A 16,680-nucleotide genomic window follows, 5' to 3' on the forward strand; every position below is an offset into this window, starting at 1 on the left:
TGTCATGAAAGCGTTGTTCACTTCGTCTGTATCACGCCTGGTCATCTCAGCGTCATTGTGTCTGGGGCTGCTGTCGTCTCCGGCCGGCGCCCAGCAACCCACTCCCGATAGCCAGATGTCGGCATCCAACCCGGAACCGGAGCAGTTGATACCCTCGCCGCCTGATCTGGCCGCGTCTTCCTGGGTGCTGATGGATGCTTCCACCGGCCAGTTGCTGGTGAATCACAACGGCGATCAGCGGCTGCCGCCCGCCAGTCTGACCAAGATGATGACGGCCTACATCGTCGAGCAGGAAATCGACGGCGGCAGCATCTCCGACACCGACATGGTCAGCGTCAGTGAAAATGCTTGGCGCACGGGCGGTTCACGCATGTTCATCCAGGAGGGCACGCAGGTCAGCGTCGAGAACCTGCTTCGCGGCGTGGTGGTACAGTCCGGCAACGATGCCAGCGTGGCGCTGGCAGAGTACGTGGCCGGCAGTGAATCGGCGTTCGCTGACCTGATGAATCAGCAGGCTCAGCGCCTGGGAATGCAAAACAGCCACTTCATGAATCCGACAGGGCTGCCTCACGACGACCACTATTCGTCCGCTCATGACCTGGCCATCCTCGCGCGCCACATCATCACGGATTTCCCTGATCACTATCAGGTCTATTCGGAGAAATATTTCACCTACAACGACATTCGCCAGCCGAATCGCAATCGTCTGTTGTGGCGCGATCCGGACGTCGATGGCTTGAAGACGGGCCATACCGAAGCAGCCGGCTACTGTCTGGTCGCCTCTGCCAAAAAGCAGGATACCCGCCTGATCGCCGTGGTGATGGGCACCAACTCCGATGAAGCTCGGGCGGCGGAAACCCAGCGCCTGCTCAACTACGGCTTCCGTTTCTTCCAGACTCGCAAGCTCTATGACGCTGGCTCCGTACTCAACGAGGCGCGTATCTGGGGCGGCGCCAGTGATACCGTTCGTCTCGGCGTGCAGGACGAGGTCAGCATGACCGTGCCGCGGGGTAGCGCCGATAACCTGACCGCACGCCTCAATCTGCCGGAGACGCTGCGTGCGCCGATTCAGGCCGGACAGCAGGTCGGTACCCTGGAGATCAAGTCGGGTGACGAGGTGCTGGGCCAGCAGCCGCTGGTGGCGTTGGAAGGGGTCGAAGAGGGCAGTATCTTCAAGCGTGTATGGGACTCCATCGTGCTGTTCGTGACCGGGCTGTTCGATTAAGGCAGCTCTTGCGCTGTCGGTCGGGCGCTGGCGAGATTCGGTGCCCGGCCAGGCGGCAGTGCCGAAAGATGACGAAGGTTCCAAACGGAGTAGCGGATCCTTTCAGCGGTTTCCGCGCTTCGCCGGCATCGGTTGGTGCTCGGGCTGTTGTTGAGTAGAATGGTCGGAAATGACTTTCAGCGCCTAATGCCATGACTCAGATAACCATAGCGCCATGACCCAGACACCCAATGATGTTGACCTGCCTCGGCCCAAGGTCGAATTTCCGTGCGACTACTCGATCCGGGTAGTCGGTGATGCCGCCGAAGATTTCGTTGCGGCCATCAGCGAGGTGATCGAACGGCATGCTCCCGGGTTCGATTCGGCATCCATCAAGCTTTCCGACAGTCGCAACGGTCGCTTTCAATCGGTTCGAGTGGTCATTCATGCCACCGGAGAAGCGCAGCTGGATGCGCTGTTTCAGGATCTGAAGGCGACCGGACGCGTACACATGGTGCTGTGACGCTAATGTCCACGTTGCAACTCTACCGACTCGGGCGTCAGCCTTATCTGCCGGTGTGGCAGGCGATGTCGCGTTTTACCGACACGCGCGATGCCTCGGCGCCGGATCAGTTGTGGCTGGTCGAGCATGACCCCGTCTTCACCCAGGGGCGGGCCGGCAAGCCCGAGCACCTGCTGATGCCGGGAGACATACCGGTCGTCGCGAGCGATCGCGGTGGCCAGGTGACCTACCATGGGCCGGGGCAGGTCGTGCTCTATCCTTTGCTCGATGTGCGTCGGCGAGGGCTTGGCGTACGGGAGCTGGTGACGCTGCTCGAGAACGCCGTCATCGATCTGCTGGCGCACCATGGCGTCGATGCACGTGCGCGACCGGACGCCCCCGGGGTCTATGTCGCCGACGACAAGATCGCATCGCTGGGTCTGCGAATTCGGCGGGGCTGCAGTTTCCATGGCGTCGCGCTCAACGTCGACATGGACCTGTCACCGTTCGCCCGAATCAACCCGTGCGGCTATGCGGGATTGAAGATGACCCAATTGCGTGACCACGTGACCGAGCCGGTGTCATCGATCAGCGAAGCCGAAAGATTGGCAGGCTGCTTTGCACGCCGACTGTCCGCGCCACTCGACGCTCGATCCGGGTGGCCACAAGCTTTTGAACCGGCAGCGATTGCTTAGCTGCCGATGTTCCACGACCTATCAGGAAGGGATCTATGACCGAGACGACCGTCATGCCAACGCCCGAGACCAAGAAGCCGGCACGCGCCGAGCGCGGAGTCAAACTGCGCGGTGCCGAGAAGGTCTCTCGGATTCCCGTCAAGGTCATTCCGACCGAAACGTTGCCGAAGAAACCGGACTGGCTGCGCGTCAGAATGCCGGTTTCTCCTCAGGTCACCCATATCAAGCAGACCCTGCGCAAGCACGGACTGCACACCGTCTGTGAAGAAGCCTCCTGCCCTAATCTGGGCGAGTGTTTCAGTGGCGGGACGGCGACCTTCATGATCATGGGCGATATCTGTACCCGCCGTTGCCCCTTCTGCGATGTCGCGCATGGACGACCCAATGCGCTCAACGAGAACGAGCCTCGCGAACTGGCGGAAGCCATTGCCGAGATGCGGCTCAATTACGTCGTGGTGACGTCCGTGGATCGCGATGACCTGCGTGATGGCGGGGCGCAGCATTTCGCCAACTGCATTCGCGAGATTCGTCGCGACAGCCCGAACATCGAAATCGAAGTGCTGGTTCCGGATTTCCGCGGACGCATGCAGGTGGCGCTGGACATTCTGGAAGGCGAAGCGCCGGATGTCTTCAACCACAACCTGGAGACGGTGCCGTCGCTCTATCGCAAGGTCCGCCCGGGTGCCGATTATCAGTGGTCGCTGGACTTGCTTAAAGGGTACAAGGCGCGCCGTCCGGAAGTCATGACCAAATCAGGATTGATGCTCGGAGTCGGTGAAACCGACGAGCAGGTGATCGAGGTCATGCGCGATTTGCGCGCTCATGATGTCGACATGCTGACCCTGGGTCAGTACATGCAGCCTTCGCGCAATCACTTGCCTGTCGATCGCTGGGTGCACCCCCAGACCTTCGACTGGTTTGCCGAGCAGGGCAAGGCGATGGGATTCAAGCATGTCGCCTCGGGGCCGCTGGTGCGTTCGTCCTATCATGCCGACAAGCAGGCACACGGGGTAGAGGTGAAGTAAGCGTGCCTCGTCAGAAAGACGTTAACGGGCCTGCCGATAAGATCGGCAGGCCCGTTCTGTCTCAGCCTGATCCCGTTCCGTCCCTGCCTGGTCCCGTTCTGCCCCTGCCTGGTATTGTTTTCATACCGGAATGCGATATGACGAACCGTTTGGGTCATGGGCAACAGGTATGCATCCAAGGAGGTTTTTCAGGCGTATTCAATGACCGTTCGTCACGTACGTACCACGGATCATCCGGGCAGGATTTCCGTGCGCCGCGCCAGGCGGTCGTTACGCTTCGGAGAATTATCGTCGAAGAACTATCTTTGAAGGATTATCTCGCGGCTTTTCTGTCCGGAACCACGTTGGCTGTGCGGCGTTGATGATTTCTCGAACCTGAGGAGTAAGAGTCCGCTCTATGATTGCACCGGATATGCCCCATAACGAAGTCGAGCGTCTAACCGTTTTGCGGGATCTACAGCTGCTCGATTCGGAATCCGACAAGGGGTTCGACCGTTTGACGGAATTGGCGACCCAGATTTTTGACGTTCCCATGTCGATGATCACGCTGATCGACGAAGAGCGTCAGTGGTTCAAGTCGCATCAGGGCTTGAAGGTCTGCGAGACGCCAAGGCGGATTTCTTTCTGTGGTCACGTCGTGGCCGACGGCCAGCCAATGGTGGTCAACAATGCCTTGCGGGATGCACGTTTTTCGGACAACCCGCTGGTGACGGAAGACCCTTTCATTCGCTTCTATGCTGGCTATCCGCTGTTCGTGGAGCCGGAAGCCTGTGTGGGCACGCTATGTCTGATCGGCATGCTTCCCCGGGCTTTCGAGGAAACCGATATGCAGCGATTGAGGCTTCTTGCCGCTCAGGCCGAGGAGCTGATCCAGCTGCATATCCTGCGTGTCCAGGCGAATCAGCGTGATCGGGCCTGAGCGCTGACGTCCTTTTTAAACCTCATCAGCAGGAAGACACAGCAGCGTCGGCGTCTCGATCGGTGTCATCGGGGCCCGGAAATGTGCATTCAATTCCGGCAGCAGTTCCCGCACGAAGCGTAGAAAAAGCTCCGTGACTGGCGTCGGGTAGCGATCCTTGGGATAGACCGTGCACCATGAGCGTTTCAGAGGGAAGCCGGGAATGCGCGGGCTCGCCAGCAGTCCGGAAGCCAGCTCCAGCTGTACGGCCAGGCGTGGGAGCACGGCCACACCCAAGTGCGCCATGACCCCCTGCTTGATGGCTTCATTGGTGCCGAGCTCGATGGTGTGGTGCAGGGAGATGCGCTCCCTTGCCGCAAAATCCTCGAATGCCGTCCGCGCGCCGGAGCCTGGCTCCCTCATCAGCAGATAGTGCCGCGCGAAATCCTCGAGCGTCGCCCGCTCGGCCGTGACCAGCGGGTGGCCCGGCCAGACCACCGGTATCAATTCGTTGTCCAGAATGGGCATGAATACCAGGTTGGGGTCGTCCGGCACCATACCCATGATGACCAGGTCATCTCGTCTCTCCGCCAGCCGCTCGAGGGCCTGTGCCCGGTTGCAGACGCGTAGTCGAATCTGGACTTCCGGATAGCGGGCTCTGAAGCGCGCCAGAATGTGCGGCACGACGTATTGCGCGGTCGAGACGGCTGCAAGGTTGAGTTCGCCCCGGATCGTGCCCGCCAGCTCCGACAGCTCCATCTGCAGACTCGAAACCTGACCGAAGATCGACTGCACGGACGCGGCCAGCGCATCGGCGGCGGGCAGTATATGGAGTGTCTTGCCGGCGTACTTGAACAGTGGCTGGCTCAGCGCCTGCTCGAGCTGTCGGATCTGAGCGCTGACGGCAGGTTGCGTCAGGCCCAGCTGTTCGGCAGCGCGTGAATAGGATTGCTGACGATGAACGGCCTGGAAGACCTGGAGCTGACGGAACGTCAGACGATTGAGCAGGTTGGGACGCGACATTCAGGATGCTCTCACGGTCAGGTATAACGTTTAGCTTATAGGTTGGCAAAAAAATATCAATTTTTCTATTGGTACCCGGATCGCTAGCGTAGGGAGACGATAACAAAGCGTCGCCACGCACAAACCGGGAGGGCAAACGGTGTTTAAAAAGCTGCTTATCGCCAACCGCGGCGAGATTGCCGTGCGTATTGTACGAGCCTGCGCCGAGATGGGCATCCGTTCGGTTGCGATCTATACCGAACCCGACCGTTTCTCCCTGCATGTCAAAGGAGCGGACGAAGCCTATTTCGTCGGTGACGAACCGCTGGCGGGCTATCTGGATCCGCGGCGGATCGTCAACCTGGCGCGGGAAACCGGCTGTGATGCCATTCATCCCGGCTACGGCTTCTTATCCGAAAGTGCCGAATTTGCCAGGATCTGCAGCCAGGCGGGTATCGCGTTCGTCGGCCCGAGTGCCGAAGTGATCGCCAGGATGGGCGACAAGACCGCCGCGCGAACGGCGATGCGTGAGGCAGGCGTGCCGGTGACGCCGGGTTCCGACGGTAATCTCGCCAATCTCGATGAAGCGCTGACGGTTGCCGAAGAGATTGGCTACCCGATCATGCTCAAGGCGACATCCGGCGGCGGTGGCCGTGGCATTCGCCGCTGCGACACGGCCGAACAGCTCCGGCAGGCCTGGGATCGCGTGATTTCCGAAGCGACCAAAGCCTTCGGTAGCGCGGAAGTGTTCATGGAGAAGTGCGTCGTCGATCCGCTGCACATCGAAGTCCAGGTACTGGCGGATAGCCACGGTGGGGTCATCCATCTGTTCGAGCGCGACTGCTCGATCCAGCGCCGCAACCAGAAGCTGATCGAAATCGCGCCCAGCCCCCAGCTGACGCCGGAACAGCGCAGCTACGTGGGCAAGATGGCAGTGCGCGCCGCCCAGGCAGTCGGCTACCAGAATGCCGGTACCGTGGAGTTCCTGGTCAAGGACAACGAAGTCTTCTTCATGGAGATGAATACCCGGGTTCAGGTCGAGCACACCATCACCGAGGCGATCACCGGCGTCGATATCGTCCGTGAACAGTTGCGCATTGCCGCAGGCGACCGGCTGGCCTATCGCCAGGAGGATATCCGCCACCAGGGCTATGCCATCCAGTTCCGGATCAACGCCGAGGACCCCAAGAACGACTTCCTGCCCAGCTTCGGTCGCATCACCCGTTACTACGCGCCCGGCGGCCCCGGCGTCCGCACGGACACCGCGATCTATACCGGCTATACCATTCCGCCGTACTTCGATTCGATGTGCCTGAAGTTGATCGTCTGGGGAATGACCTGGGAAGAGACCCTCAATCGTGGCATTCGGGCGCTGAACGACATGCGTCTGCAAGGGGTGAAGACCACCGCACCCTATTACCAGGAAATTCTGCGCCATCCCGATTTCCGGGCCGGGCACTTCGACACCGGGTTCGTTCCCGCCCATCCCGAACTGCTCAACTACTCCGTCAAGCGCAACCCTGAAGAGGTGGCGTTGGCGATTGCGGCGGCCATCGCGGCTCACGCCGGACTTTGAATGCGCCGAATGGATCAGAATCAGGATCAGGAGAAAAAGATGAACAACGCCGACTCGTCATCCGTCAAGATCAGCGACGTCGTCCTGCGTGATGGGCATCAGTCATTGATTGCCACGCGCATGCGAACCGAAGACATGCTGCCAATCTGCGCCAAACTCGACGCGATCGGGTTCCATTCACTCGAAGTCTGGGGCGGCGCCACGTTCGACGCCTGCGTGCGTTTTCTCAAGGAGGATCCCTGGGAACGCCTGCAGTCGTTGCGCGAAGCGCTTCCCAACACGCCGCTACAGATGCTGCTGCGGGGTCAGAACCTGCTTGGGTATCGCCACTACGCGGATGACGTGGTGGAGCGTTTCGTGGCGCGCTCGGCCGATAACGGCATCGACATCTTTCGGGTCTTCGATGCGCTGAACGACCTGCGCAATCTGGAGACCGCCATGAAGGCGGTCAAGGCCAGCGGCAAGCATGCCCAGGGCACTATCTGTTATACCGTCAGCCCCGTTCACACTCGGAACATGTATGTCGAGCAGGCCAAGCGGCTGGTCGACATGGGCGCCGATTCGATCGCCATCAAGGACATGGCCGGTCTGCTGACCCCATACGCCACCGGCGAGCTGGTGGCAGCGCTGGCCGAGGCGGTCGACGTGCCGATCCATCTCCATGCCCACGCGACGTCCGGGCTCGCTTCCCTGAGCCAGATGAAGGCCGTCGAAGCAGGCTGTCGCCATATCGATACCTGTATTTCCGCCTTCGCCGGCGGTACCAGCCATCCCTCCACCGAAGCGATGGTGGCGGCGTTCCAGCAGACGCCCTATGACACCGGCCTGGATCTGGTCGCGCTGAAGGAGGTCGGCGACTACTTCCGGGAAGTGCGCAAGAAATACGCGGCTTTCGAAAGCGAATACACTCGCGAGGATGTGAGCGTACAGATCTGGCAGGTGCCGGGGGGCATGATGTCCAACCTGGCCAATCAGATGAAGGAGCAGAATGCGCTGGGCCGGATTCAGGATGTCTTCGATGAAATTCCGAAGGTTCGTGCCGATCTGGGGTATCCGCCGCTGGTAACGCCGACGTCGCAGATCGTCGGGACCCAGGCCGCCATGAACGTGTTGACCGGCGAGCGTTACAAGTCGATCACCAACGAGGTGAAGCGCTACCTGCTGGGTGGCTACGGTCAGCCGCCGGCCGAGGTGAATCCCGAGGTGCGTCGCAAGGCGATCGGCAACGAACTTGTCGACGAGGGCCGTCCCGCCGACCAGCTCAAGCCGGAGATGGCCAGGCTGAAGCAGGATATCGGCGATCTCGCCGCCAGCGAAGAGGATGTGCTCACCTTTGCCATGTTCCCCGATCTGGGGCGGGAATATCTGCAGGGGCGGCGTGACGGCACGTTGACGCCCGAATCGATTCCGTCAGCGGAAGCCGTCGGCGGTGCCGGACGGCCGGTTTCCGAAGGGGTGCCTACCGAGTTCGTCATCGACGTTCACGGTGAGTCCTACGAAGTGCAGATCACCGGTGTCGGCAGTAGCAGTGGCAGCAAGCGCCGTGTCTATCTGACGCTCGATGGCATGCCCGAAGAGGTCGTGTTCGAGGCCAAGGACGAGTTCGTGCAGGAAGGCAATAGCGGGGGGCGCGCCAAAGCCAGCTCGCCTGGGCACGTTACCACGTCGATGCCGGGCAACATTGTCGATGTGCTGGTCGCTGAAGGTGACAGCGTCAAGGAAGGACAGGCCGTCTTGATTACCGAAGCCATGAAGATGGAGACGGAAGTGCAGGCGCGGGTCAGCGGCACGGTCAAGGCGGTCCATGTGGCCAAGGGCGACCGCGTGACACCGGGCGAGGTCCTGATCGAAATCGAGTGAGGGCCGGGCTGTCTTCCCGATGAAGGCAATCAAAAACGCGGAGCCATGGCTCCGCGTTTTTTTATCCCGTGAAAAGAGCGCTCTCGATCACTCTTCGACCTGGATGATCTTCATGGTGTTGGTGCCGCCATGAGCATTCATGTGATCGCCGCGGGTCAGGATGACGAGGTCGCCCTTGCTGGCGAGCCCGAGGCTGACCAGCTCCTTGATCGCGCCGCTGTTGATCTCGGTCAGCGGGAAGCGGGAGCTGTCGAAGACCAGCGAGACGACGCCGCGATAGAGCGCCATGCGACGCTGGACCAGCGGTGTCTCGGCCAGCGCGACGATCGGCAGACCGGAGCGGATGCGCGAGGCGATCAGCGGCGTGTAGCCCGACGCGGTCAAGCAGGCGATGGCGACCACGCCGGAAAGGTGGTTGGCCGCATACATGGCAGACAGCGCCAGCGTCTCGTCGATCCGGCTGAAGCCTTCGTGGATGCGGTGCTGGGACTGCTGAGCCGCCCGCTCGCGCTCCGCGCCCAGACACAGCCGGTTCATGGCGCGAATGGTCTCGACCGGGAAGTCGCCGGCGGCGGTTTCCGCCGAGAGCATCACGGCATCGGTGCCATCCAGAACCGCGTTGGCGACGTCGAAGACTTCCGCGCGGGTCGGCAGCGGCGACTCGATCATCGATTCCATCATCTGAGTAGCGGTGATGACGACCTTGTTGAGCGTGCGGGCGCGGGCGATGATCCGCTTCTGCACGCCGATCAACTGGGCGTCGCCGATCTCGACGCCGAGATCGCCGCGGGCGACCATCACCGCTTCCGAGGCACGGATGATGTCGTCCAGCGTTTCCGGGTCGGCAACGGCTTCGGCGCGCTCGATCTTGGCGACCAGGCCGATCTCCTGGCCCGCTTCACCCAGCAGCTCGCGCGCATACTGCATGTCGGCGCCACTGCGCGGGAACGATACGGCCAGATAATCGACACCGATGTCGATCGCGGTCTTGAGGTCTTCCTTGTCCTTCTCGGTCAGCGCCGCAGCGGAGAGGCCGCCGCCCTGCTTGTTGATGCCCTTGTTGTTGGTCAGCTTGCCGCCGACCTTGACCGTGGTGAAAATCTGCGGGCCTTCGATGCGGTCCACTTCGAGCACCAGGCGACCGTCGTCCAGCAACAGGGTGTCGCCGGCCTCGAGATCGTCGGCCAGCTCCTTGTAGTCGCAGCCGACGCGCTCGCTGTCGCCGGCATCGCGATCCAGCGATACGTCCAGCACGAAAGGCTGGCCCTTTTCGAGCTTGACACCACCTTCGGCGGCAAAGCGGGCGATACGGATCTTGGGACCCTGGAGGTCGCCCAGTGCAGCCACCGCGCGGCCGTGACGATCCGCCGCCTCGCGAACGGCCTTGAGTCGGCGGCGATGGTCTTCCGGATTCCCGTGGGAGAAGTTCAAGCGAACGACGTCGACCCCGGCTTCGATAATGGCATCCAATACTCCCTCGCGATCCGTGGCTGGGCCGAGGGTGGCGACGATCTTGGTGCGGCGAATCGGACCGTGAAACGCGTGCTGCATGGAAATTCTCCTGGCAACTGAATGAGTCGTCCCGCCGCGCTGAAAAGTCATGGATCGAGTCGCGACGATGACATGTGGTTATTTTACAACAAGGAGCCCGTCTTGTCCGAAGCGCTGTTGCTGTCCTGTCATCCCGGCTTAGAGGAGCCACATGCACCGCCTGCCGGGATGGCTGGCGTTTCAGCCAGACGCCTGCTTTCGGCATCGAATGGCGAATGGATCGCCACCAGCATCCGATGGGCTGTTGACGTTTCAGCCTAGAGGCCTTTCGCGACGATGACGTTACGGATTCGAGTGTAGCGCGCGAGCGCCGGGTGCGACATGGACGAAAAGTCCCACAAACCCGAGACGACGCCACGGCGCGACTTGGAATCCGTCTTGTCAGCCCCATTGTGAATGGCCATTGACATCGCACCGTCAATGTTGGTCAAAGTCAAGCTACGGCTGGCGCCATGGGAAAGGCTAGGGTAGGGTAGGCGGATTTTCCGGTCGGCCCCACTCCCTGCCATCGAGCACGCCATCGGCTGGGACCGCCGCTATATATAAAGAAGCAGGAGCGCTATGGGCAAGTCACTGGTTATCGTCGAGTCGCCGGCCAAGGCCAAGACCATCAACAAGTATCTCGGCAACGATTTCGTGGTGAAATCGAGTGTCGGGCATATTCGTGATCTGCCGACCAGCGGTTCTTCCAAGCAGGCCAGCGATCCCAAGGAGCGCGCGAAGCAGGCGGCGATCACCCGCAAGATGTCGCCGGAAGAGAAGGCGGAGTACAAGAAGCAGAAGCAGCGGGATCAACTGGTTCGGCGCATGGGTATCGACCCCGAACATGGCTGGCGGGCCCATTACGAGATCCTGCCGGGCAAGGAGAAGGTGGTCGATGAGCTCAAGAGGCTGGCCGACAAGAGCGATACCATCTATCTCGCGACCGATCTGGACCGTGAGGGAGAGGCGATCGCCTGGCACTTGAAGGAGACCATCGGCGGCGACGACTCGCGCTACAAGCGCGTGGTGTTCAACGAAATCACCAAGAATGCCATCCAGGAAGCCTTCAAGCAGCCCGGCACGCTCAATATCGCCCGAGTCGAGGCGCAGCAGAGCCGCCGCTTTCTGGATCGCGTGGTCGGCTTCATGGTCTCGCCTTTGCTGTGGAGCAAGGTGGCTCGTGGCCTCTCCGCCGGCCGTGTACAGTCGGTGGCCGTACGGCTGATCGTCGATCGTGAGCGCGCTATCCGGGCATTCAACCCGGAAGAGTTCTGGGACGTCCACGCCGATCTCGTCACCGCCGACGGCGAACCGATCCGCTTCGAGGTGGTCCGCGAGAATGGCGAGACTTTCCGCCCGACTTCCGAGAAAGAGACCCTTGATCGCATCGCGCCGTTGCGGCAGGACACGCTGGACGTGACCAGCCGCGAAACCAGGCCGACCAGCTCCAAGCCCAATGCGCCGTTCATTACCTCGACGCTGCAGCAGGCCGCCAGCGGTCGACTGGGTTACTCCGTCAAGAAGACGATGACGCTGGCCCAGCGGCTCTACGAGGGCGGTTACATCACCTACATGCGTACCGACTCCACCAACCTGTCCCAGGATGCAGTCGAAGGCGTGCGCGATTACATCCAGTCGGAGTTCGGTGACCGCTACCTGCCGGAAGCGCCAAATCGCTACTCGAGCAAGCAGAACGCTCAGGAAGCGCACGAGGCCATTCGCCCTTCCAACGTCAAGCAGCGGGCCGACGATCTGCCCGTCGAGCGCGACGCCCAGCGGCTGTACGAGCTGATCTGGCGCCAGTTCGTCGCCTGCCAGATGGTGCCGGCGGAATATCTCGCTACCACGCTGACCATCGAAACGGCCGGTTTCGAGCTCAAGGCCCGTGGCCGGGTGCTCAAGTTCGACGGTTATACCCGCGTGATGAAGCCGCTGGCCAAGAAGGACGAGCAGGCGCAACTACCCGATATCGGCGAAGGCGCGACGCTCGAGGTCGAACAGATCGACCCGCAGCAGCATTTCACCAAGCCGCCGGCGCGCTACACCGAAGCAAGCCTGGTCAAGGAACTCGAGAAGCGCGGCATCGGCCGCCCGTCGACCTATGCGGCGATCATCTCCACCATTCAGGATCGAGGCTACGCCAAGCTGGACAACCGGCGTTTCTATGCCGAGAAGCTCGGCGAGATCGTGACCGATCGCCTGGTGGAATCGTTCAACGACCTGCTGGACTATGGCTTCACTGCCCGCATGGAGGACCGGCTCGACGAGGTCGCCGAGGGCCATGAGCAGTGGCAGAAGCTGCTCGATGCCTTCTATGCCGATTTCAAGCAGAAGCTGGAGCGTGCCGAAGGCGAGGATGGCATGCGGCCCAACGAGCCCATCGAAACCGATATCGCGTGCCCGACCTGTGGCCGCCCGATGCAGATTCGCATCGCGTCGACCGGCGTGTTCCTGGGCTGTTCCGGCTACAACCTGCCGCCGAAGGAGCGCTGCAAGACGACCATCGATCTGATCCCGGGAGAGGAAGCCGTACCCGCGGATGCCGACGAGGCCGCCGAGACGGAAGCGCTGCGCGCCAAGCGTCGTAACCCGAACACCGGCACGGCGATGGACAGTTACCTGATCGATGAGGGTCGCAAGCTCTATATCAGCAACGATGACGACGGCTACTACGAAATCGAGCAAGGGCGTTTCCGGATCAAGGGCTACGATGGTCCCGTGATCGAATGTGACAAGTGCGGCTCCGAAATGCAGCTCAAGAGCGGCCGCTTCGGAAAGTATTTCGCCTGTACCAACGAGGGCTGCGGCAACACCCGCAAGCTGTTGAAGAGCGGCGAAGTCGCACCACCCAAGATGGATCCGATTCCGATGCCGGAGCTGGCCTGCCAGAAGGTCGACGATCACTACGTGCTGCGCGACGGTGCCAGCGGTCTGTTCCTGGCGGCCAGCCAGTTCCCCAAGAACCGGGAAACCCGTCCGCCGCTGGTCAAGGAGCTGAAGGCGCACGCCGACGCTCTGCCCGAGAAGTACCATTTTCTGCTTGAAGCGCCGAGCGAGGATCCTGACGGTCGGCCGGCTCAGATCCGCTTCTCGCGCAAGACCAAGAGCCAGTTCGTCATGACCGATGAAGAGGGCAAGGCAACCGGCTGGCGGGCCGTCTACGAAGATGGCCGCTGGCAGGTGGAGGACAAGCGCAAATGACTTCGGTGGCCCGTACCAATCAGCTGCTCTATCAGGCTGAATTGTTGCTGGCGGTCGAGCCGGGCAACGACGAGCACGCGACGGCGCGCCGCATGGCGCTGGAGGAGGCCGCGCTGGGCCAGTTGGAACTGGCGCTGGATTCCGTGCTGCGAGAAGTCACCGAGCATACCGATCTGCCCCACGACGGTTGGCAGGCGTGGCTGCGGGCGACGAACGTCAATGTGGCCGAGCTCGAACGGCTACGGGCCTTGTCCCGTGATCCTGAAAGCTGGCTGGGGACGCTGCTGGCGCGATTGCAGGCGCTGCACGGCGCCGACGGCGTGGCCCGCCGCGATGCACGGGCAGGGCTGATTGCCAGTGCCGGCGCCCCATCGCTGGGCGATACGCTGCGCTGGTGCCACCGTGAATTCAAGACGCTGCTGCCGGCACTGCGTGAAGGTAGCAGCGAGTGGTGACTGGCTCGGGGTAAACGTGTTAGCCTGAATCCAGACATCAACGACCGGGGCCCAGGCTCTGGTCGTTTTTTATTGGTCCCGTTCTTTTATTCGAGTCGTCACTCCATGAAAGAGAGTGACAAGAGAGGTGAGCCGTGTCCGATATCGCGATTCTGGAAATCGTCGAACTTGCCAACGGAGAAGTGGTGCTGCGACCGGCAGAGGCAACGGGTGAGCCGCTCGTCTCGATCCGCTTCTCCGAAGAGGCCGTCGAGCTGTTGCGGCGCAGTCGCTTCGACGTGGCCCGCGAGATGCTCGACCATGCGATCACTCGAACCCATCTGTGGGAAGGTGATGAAGAAGATGCCGCCGAAGAAGCGCCGGCGACCGTTCACTAGCCGGCTCTGCGCCCTCTGGTCCGTGAGACGGTGACGCGATCCTGCCGCGACCGGGGGTGCTGACCGACGCGGACCGCCGTGTCCCTTACTGCATCAGGCCCGCTACCAGTGCCATGATCACGGCGATGACGGCCGATGTCAGTGCGGTCACCAACAGCACGCGACGCCGGGTGGCGCTGAAAGTGAAGAAGGTGATGAAAGCGATGGTCATCGCGAGCATCGAAATTGTCCAGGCGTAATTGGCCATAGAGCGGCTGGCTCCTGCATCGAGATTATGGGATTCGTCGACGGCGCATTATACAGATCGCGAGGGCCGCTGCGGCGCTTGCAAGTCTACGGGATTCACGCGGCGCACGATGATAACGCTTGCAAGGGTTTGCTCGTGTCAGGTCTGTTGACGAACCCTGGCGTAAGGCGGGCCGGTGGCGAGCCTTCACTTGCCAGTGACCAGTGACCAGTGACCAGTGACCAGTGACCAGTGACCAGTGACCGGTGCTGGGCGGCACCCAGCGCCGGCCTTGGCGAAGCCGAGAGCTGACGTCGGCGATCAGCGCAGCTTGGTCAGCCGCAATTCGGCCAGTTGAGCGGGCGGCAGGAAGGAGTCCGAGCGCGCCTCTTCCCAGTAGTTCCGGAAGACGGTGTGCTCGCTGTTGCCTTCGAGCAGTTCGTCCGGTTTCAGGAAAGTGAACAGCTTGTCGTAGGACTGGATCTCGTCGGCGGACACGCGCCGAATGATATGCTCAGGCCCCAGTTCCGCGGGATGTTGCAGGCCCGCGGCGGCGAGCATCTCGGCCAAGCCCTTGAGCGTGTTGTGGTGAAAGTTGTAGACCCGCTCGGATTTGTCGGCGACATCCAGGTGGCGGCTGCGCTTGGGATCCTGGGTCGCCACGCCGCTGGGGCACTTGTCGGAGTGGCAGTTGAGTGCCTGGATGCAGCCTAGCGAGAACATGAAGCCGCGTGCGGCGTTGCACCAATCGGCACCCAGCGCCAGGGTCCGGGCAATGTTGAATCCGGAAGTGATCTTGCCGGCGGCGCCGATCTTGATCTCTTCGCGCAATCCAGCGCCGACCAGGGTGTTGTGCACCAGCATCAGCGCTTCGGTCAGCGGCACGCCCAGACGGTTGATGAACTCCAGCGGTGCGGCTCCCGTTCCGCCTTCTCCACCGTCGACGACGATGAAGTCGGGGCGCTGGCCGGTTTCGCGCATGGCCTTGACCATGGCGAACCACTCCCAGGGATGGCCGATGGCCAGCTTGAAGCCGATGGGCTTGCCGCCGGACAGCTCGCGCAGGCGGCCGATGAAGGTCATCAGCTCCAGCGGCGTGGAGAAAGCGCTGTGGCCGGCAGGGGAGACCACGTCCTCGCCCATGGGCACCTCGCGCGCCTCGGCGATCTCGGCGGTGACCTTGGCGGCGGGAAGGATGCCGCCGTGGCCCGGCTTGGCGCCCTGCGACAGCTTGATCTCTATCATCTTGACCTGTTCGTCGCGCGCGTTGGCGGCGAAACGCTCTTCATTGAAGCTGCCGTCGTCGTGGCGACAACCGAAGTAGCCGGAGCCGATCTCCCAGACCAGATCTCCACCGTGAATCCGGTGATAGCGAGAAATCGAGCCTTCGCCGGTGTCGTGATAGAACTTGCCTTTGCGAGCGCCGGCGTTGAGCGCTTCGATGGCATTGCCGGACAACGAGCCGAAACTCATGGCCGACACATTGAACACGCTGGCGGAGTAAGGTTGGCTGCAGAGACTACCGCCGATCTGGACCCGGAAGTCGCTGTCGTCGATATGGGTCGGTCGCAGTGAATGGTTGATCCACTCGTGGCCGGGCGCATACATGTCGATCAAGGAACCGAAGGGCTTCTTGTCGCTCTCGTTCTTGGCCCGCTGGTAGACGACGGCGCGCTGCTCCCGGGAGAACGGACGCTCGTCGAGGTCGGACTGGATGAAGTATTGACGAATCTCCGGCCCGATCGACTCGAGGATATAGCGACAGTGCGCCAGAATGGGATAGTTGCGGCTGACGGTGCGGTGCTTTTGACGGATATCGTGAATCCCGAGCCAGGACAGGCCGCCGAAGATGACCACGCCCCACCACCAGTATGAGGATGAGGCAAGCCCGACGAGGGAAACGGCCAGCAGGCAAAGGCTGGCGATGAAAACGGCATTACGTGACGGTAGACGAGAAAGGCCAGTAGCGTAGCTCATGCAAACATCGGCTCCAGAAAGGTGAAATCGCGGCGGGCTGGGGCTGCCGCGACCGCCAAGGATAGCGCAACGCCTTGCGTTGCGGCCAATGTCACGCGGGACTACGTTGAGGCATCGTTACTACGTTGAGGCAGTTGCGTCCATGTCTC

The 16,680-nt window shown here is 61.7% G+C and carries 14 protein-coding genes; 10 read left to right on the forward strand and 4 right to left on the reverse strand.

Features of this window, described 5'->3' with window-relative positions; genetic code table 11:
- The first annotated feature begins 4 nt into the window (after positions 1-4).
- From DOM32_RS02170 to DOM32_RS02190, 5 genes are all read left to right on the forward strand, one after another.
- Positions 5-1,225 carry a D-alanyl-D-alanine carboxypeptidase family protein gene (locus DOM32_RS02170; RefSeq protein WP_110630764.1) on the forward strand — a complete coding sequence of 407 codons (1,221 nt, stop codon included), beginning with the start codon at positions 5-7 and terminating at the stop codon, positions 1,223-1,225.
- A 214-nt stretch (positions 1,226-1,439) separates the two neighbouring features.
- Positions 1,440-1,727 carry an HP0495 family protein gene (locus DOM32_RS02175; RefSeq protein ID WP_110630766.1) on the forward strand — a complete coding sequence of 96 codons (288 nt, stop codon included), beginning with the start codon at positions 1,440-1,442 and terminating at the stop codon, positions 1,725-1,727.
- A gap of 5 nt (positions 1,728-1,732) precedes the next feature.
- Entirely contained in the window at positions 1,733-2,401 is a 669-nt protein-coding gene (lipB, locus tag DOM32_RS02180; protein WP_110630768.1) for a lipoyl(octanoyl) transferase LipB, read from the forward strand.
- 35 nt (positions 2,402-2,436) lie between these two features.
- On the forward strand, positions 2,437-3,426 hold the full coding sequence (gene lipA, locus DOM32_RS02185) for a lipoyl synthase (RefSeq protein WP_208625282.1): 990 nt from the start codon (positions 2,437-2,439) through the stop codon (positions 3,424-3,426).
- A gap of 397 nt (positions 3,427-3,823) precedes the next feature.
- Positions 3,824-4,345, forward strand: coding sequence for a GAF domain-containing protein (locus DOM32_RS02190; protein ID WP_110630770.1), 522 nt, complete (start codon positions 3,824-3,826; stop codon positions 4,343-4,345).
- Between the two features lie 15 nt (positions 4,346-4,360).
- Here DOM32_RS02190 and DOM32_RS02195 read toward each other — a convergent pair whose 3' ends face one another.
- On the reverse strand, positions 4,361-5,347 hold the full coding sequence (locus DOM32_RS02195; RefSeq protein WP_110630772.1) for a LysR family transcriptional regulator: 987 nt from the start codon (positions 5,345-5,347) through the stop codon (positions 4,361-4,363).
- A gap of 139 nt (positions 5,348-5,486) precedes the next feature.
- Between DOM32_RS02195 and DOM32_RS02200 the strand changes: the two genes are divergently transcribed.
- On the forward strand, positions 5,487-6,902 hold the full coding sequence (locus tag DOM32_RS02200) for an acetyl-CoA carboxylase biotin carboxylase subunit (RefSeq protein ID WP_110630774.1): 1,416 nt from the start codon (positions 5,487-5,489) through the stop codon (positions 6,900-6,902).
- Positions 6,903-6,941: 39 nt separating this feature from the next.
- Positions 6,942-8,762, forward strand: a complete 1,821-nt coding sequence (gene oadA, locus DOM32_RS02205; protein ID WP_110631135.1) for a sodium-extruding oxaloacetate decarboxylase subunit alpha — start codon at positions 6,942-6,944, stop codon at positions 8,760-8,762.
- A gap of 87 nt (positions 8,763-8,849) precedes the next feature.
- On the opposite strand, the gene pyk is transcribed toward oadA, so the two are convergent.
- Positions 8,850-10,313: a pyruvate kinase gene (gene pyk / locus DOM32_RS02210; protein ID WP_071233112.1), complete on the reverse strand. Its 1,464-nt coding sequence runs from the start codon at positions 10,311-10,313 to the stop codon at positions 8,850-8,852.
- Positions 10,314-10,874: 561 nt separating this feature from the next.
- Between pyk and topA the strand changes: the two genes are divergently transcribed.
- The 3 genes from topA (at position 10,875) to DOM32_RS02230 (ending at position 14,328) form a co-directional block, all read left to right on the forward strand.
- Entirely contained in the window at positions 10,875-13,496 is a 2,622-nt protein-coding gene (topA, locus tag DOM32_RS02220; RefSeq protein ID WP_110630778.1) for a type I DNA topoisomerase, read from the forward strand.
- On the forward strand, positions 13,493-13,951 hold the full coding sequence (locus DOM32_RS02225; protein WP_110630780.1) for a DUF6586 family protein: 459 nt from the start codon (positions 13,493-13,495) through the stop codon (positions 13,949-13,951). Before topA ends, DOM32_RS02225 begins: the two co-directional genes overlap by 4 nt.
- A gap of 134 nt (positions 13,952-14,085) precedes the next feature.
- Positions 14,086-14,328 carry a hypothetical protein gene (locus tag DOM32_RS02230; RefSeq protein ID WP_071233109.1) on the forward strand — a complete coding sequence of 81 codons (243 nt, stop codon included), beginning with the start codon at positions 14,086-14,088 and terminating at the stop codon, positions 14,326-14,328.
- A gap of 85 nt (positions 14,329-14,413) precedes the next feature.
- Here the strand turns inward: DOM32_RS02230 and DOM32_RS18185 are convergent, their stop codons facing one another.
- Entirely contained in the window at positions 14,414-14,548 is a 135-nt protein-coding gene (locus DOM32_RS18185; protein WP_277354937.1) for a hypothetical protein, read from the reverse strand.
- A 327-nt stretch (positions 14,549-14,875) separates the two neighbouring features.
- Positions 14,876-16,531 (reverse strand): FMN-binding glutamate synthase family protein, encoded by a 1,656-nt coding sequence (locus tag DOM32_RS02235; RefSeq protein ID WP_110630782.1) that lies wholly within the window; start codon positions 16,529-16,531, stop codon positions 14,876-14,878.
- Positions 16,532-16,680: the final 149 nt, after the last annotated feature.

Origin of the sequence: Salinicola salarius (genome assembly GCF_003206135.1) — a bacterium.
GTDB classification, from domain to species: domain Bacteria; phylum Pseudomonadota; class Gammaproteobacteria; order Pseudomonadales; family Halomonadaceae; genus Salinicola; species Salinicola salarius.

Bases quoted from the DNA above. Each gene is read 5' to 3' on its own strand.
- DOM32_RS02170 (WP_110630764.1), top strand. From the start codon at position 5: ATGAAAGCGTTGTTCACTTCGTCTGTATCACGCCTGGTCATCTCAGCG.
- DOM32_RS02175 (WP_110630766.1), top strand. From the start codon at position 1,440: ATGACCCAGACACCCAATGATGTTGACCTGCCTCGGCCCAAGGTCGAA.
- lipB (WP_110630768.1), top strand. From the start codon at position 1,733: ATGTCCACGTTGCAACTCTACCGACTCGGGCGTCAGCCTTATCTGCCG.
- lipA (WP_208625282.1), top strand. From the start codon at position 2,437: ATGACCGAGACGACCGTCATGCCAACGCCCGAGACCAAGAAGCCGGCA.
- DOM32_RS02190 (WP_110630770.1), top strand. From the start codon at position 3,824: ATGATTGCACCGGATATGCCCCATAACGAAGTCGAGCGTCTAACCGTT.
- DOM32_RS02195 (WP_110630772.1), bottom strand. From the start codon at position 5,347: ATGTCGCGTCCCAACCTGCTCAATCGTCTGACGTTCCGTCAGCTCCAG.
- oadA (WP_110631135.1), top strand. From the start codon at position 6,942: ATGAACAACGCCGACTCGTCATCCGTCAAGATCAGCGACGTCGTCCTG.
- pyk (WP_071233112.1), bottom strand. From the start codon at position 10,313: ATGCAGCACGCGTTTCACGGTCCGATTCGCCGCACCAAGATCGTCGCC.
- topA (WP_110630778.1), top strand. From the start codon at position 10,875: ATGGGCAAGTCACTGGTTATCGTCGAGTCGCCGGCCAAGGCCAAGACC.
- DOM32_RS02225 (WP_110630780.1), top strand. From the start codon at position 13,493: ATGACTTCGGTGGCCCGTACCAATCAGCTGCTCTATCAGGCTGAATTG.
- DOM32_RS18185 (WP_277354937.1), bottom strand. From the start codon at position 14,548: ATGCTCGCGATGACCATCGCTTTCATCACCTTCTTCACTTTCAGCGCC.
- DOM32_RS02235 (WP_110630782.1), bottom strand. From the start codon at position 16,531: ATGAGCTACGCTACTGGCCTTTCTCGTCTACCGTCACGTAATGCCGTT.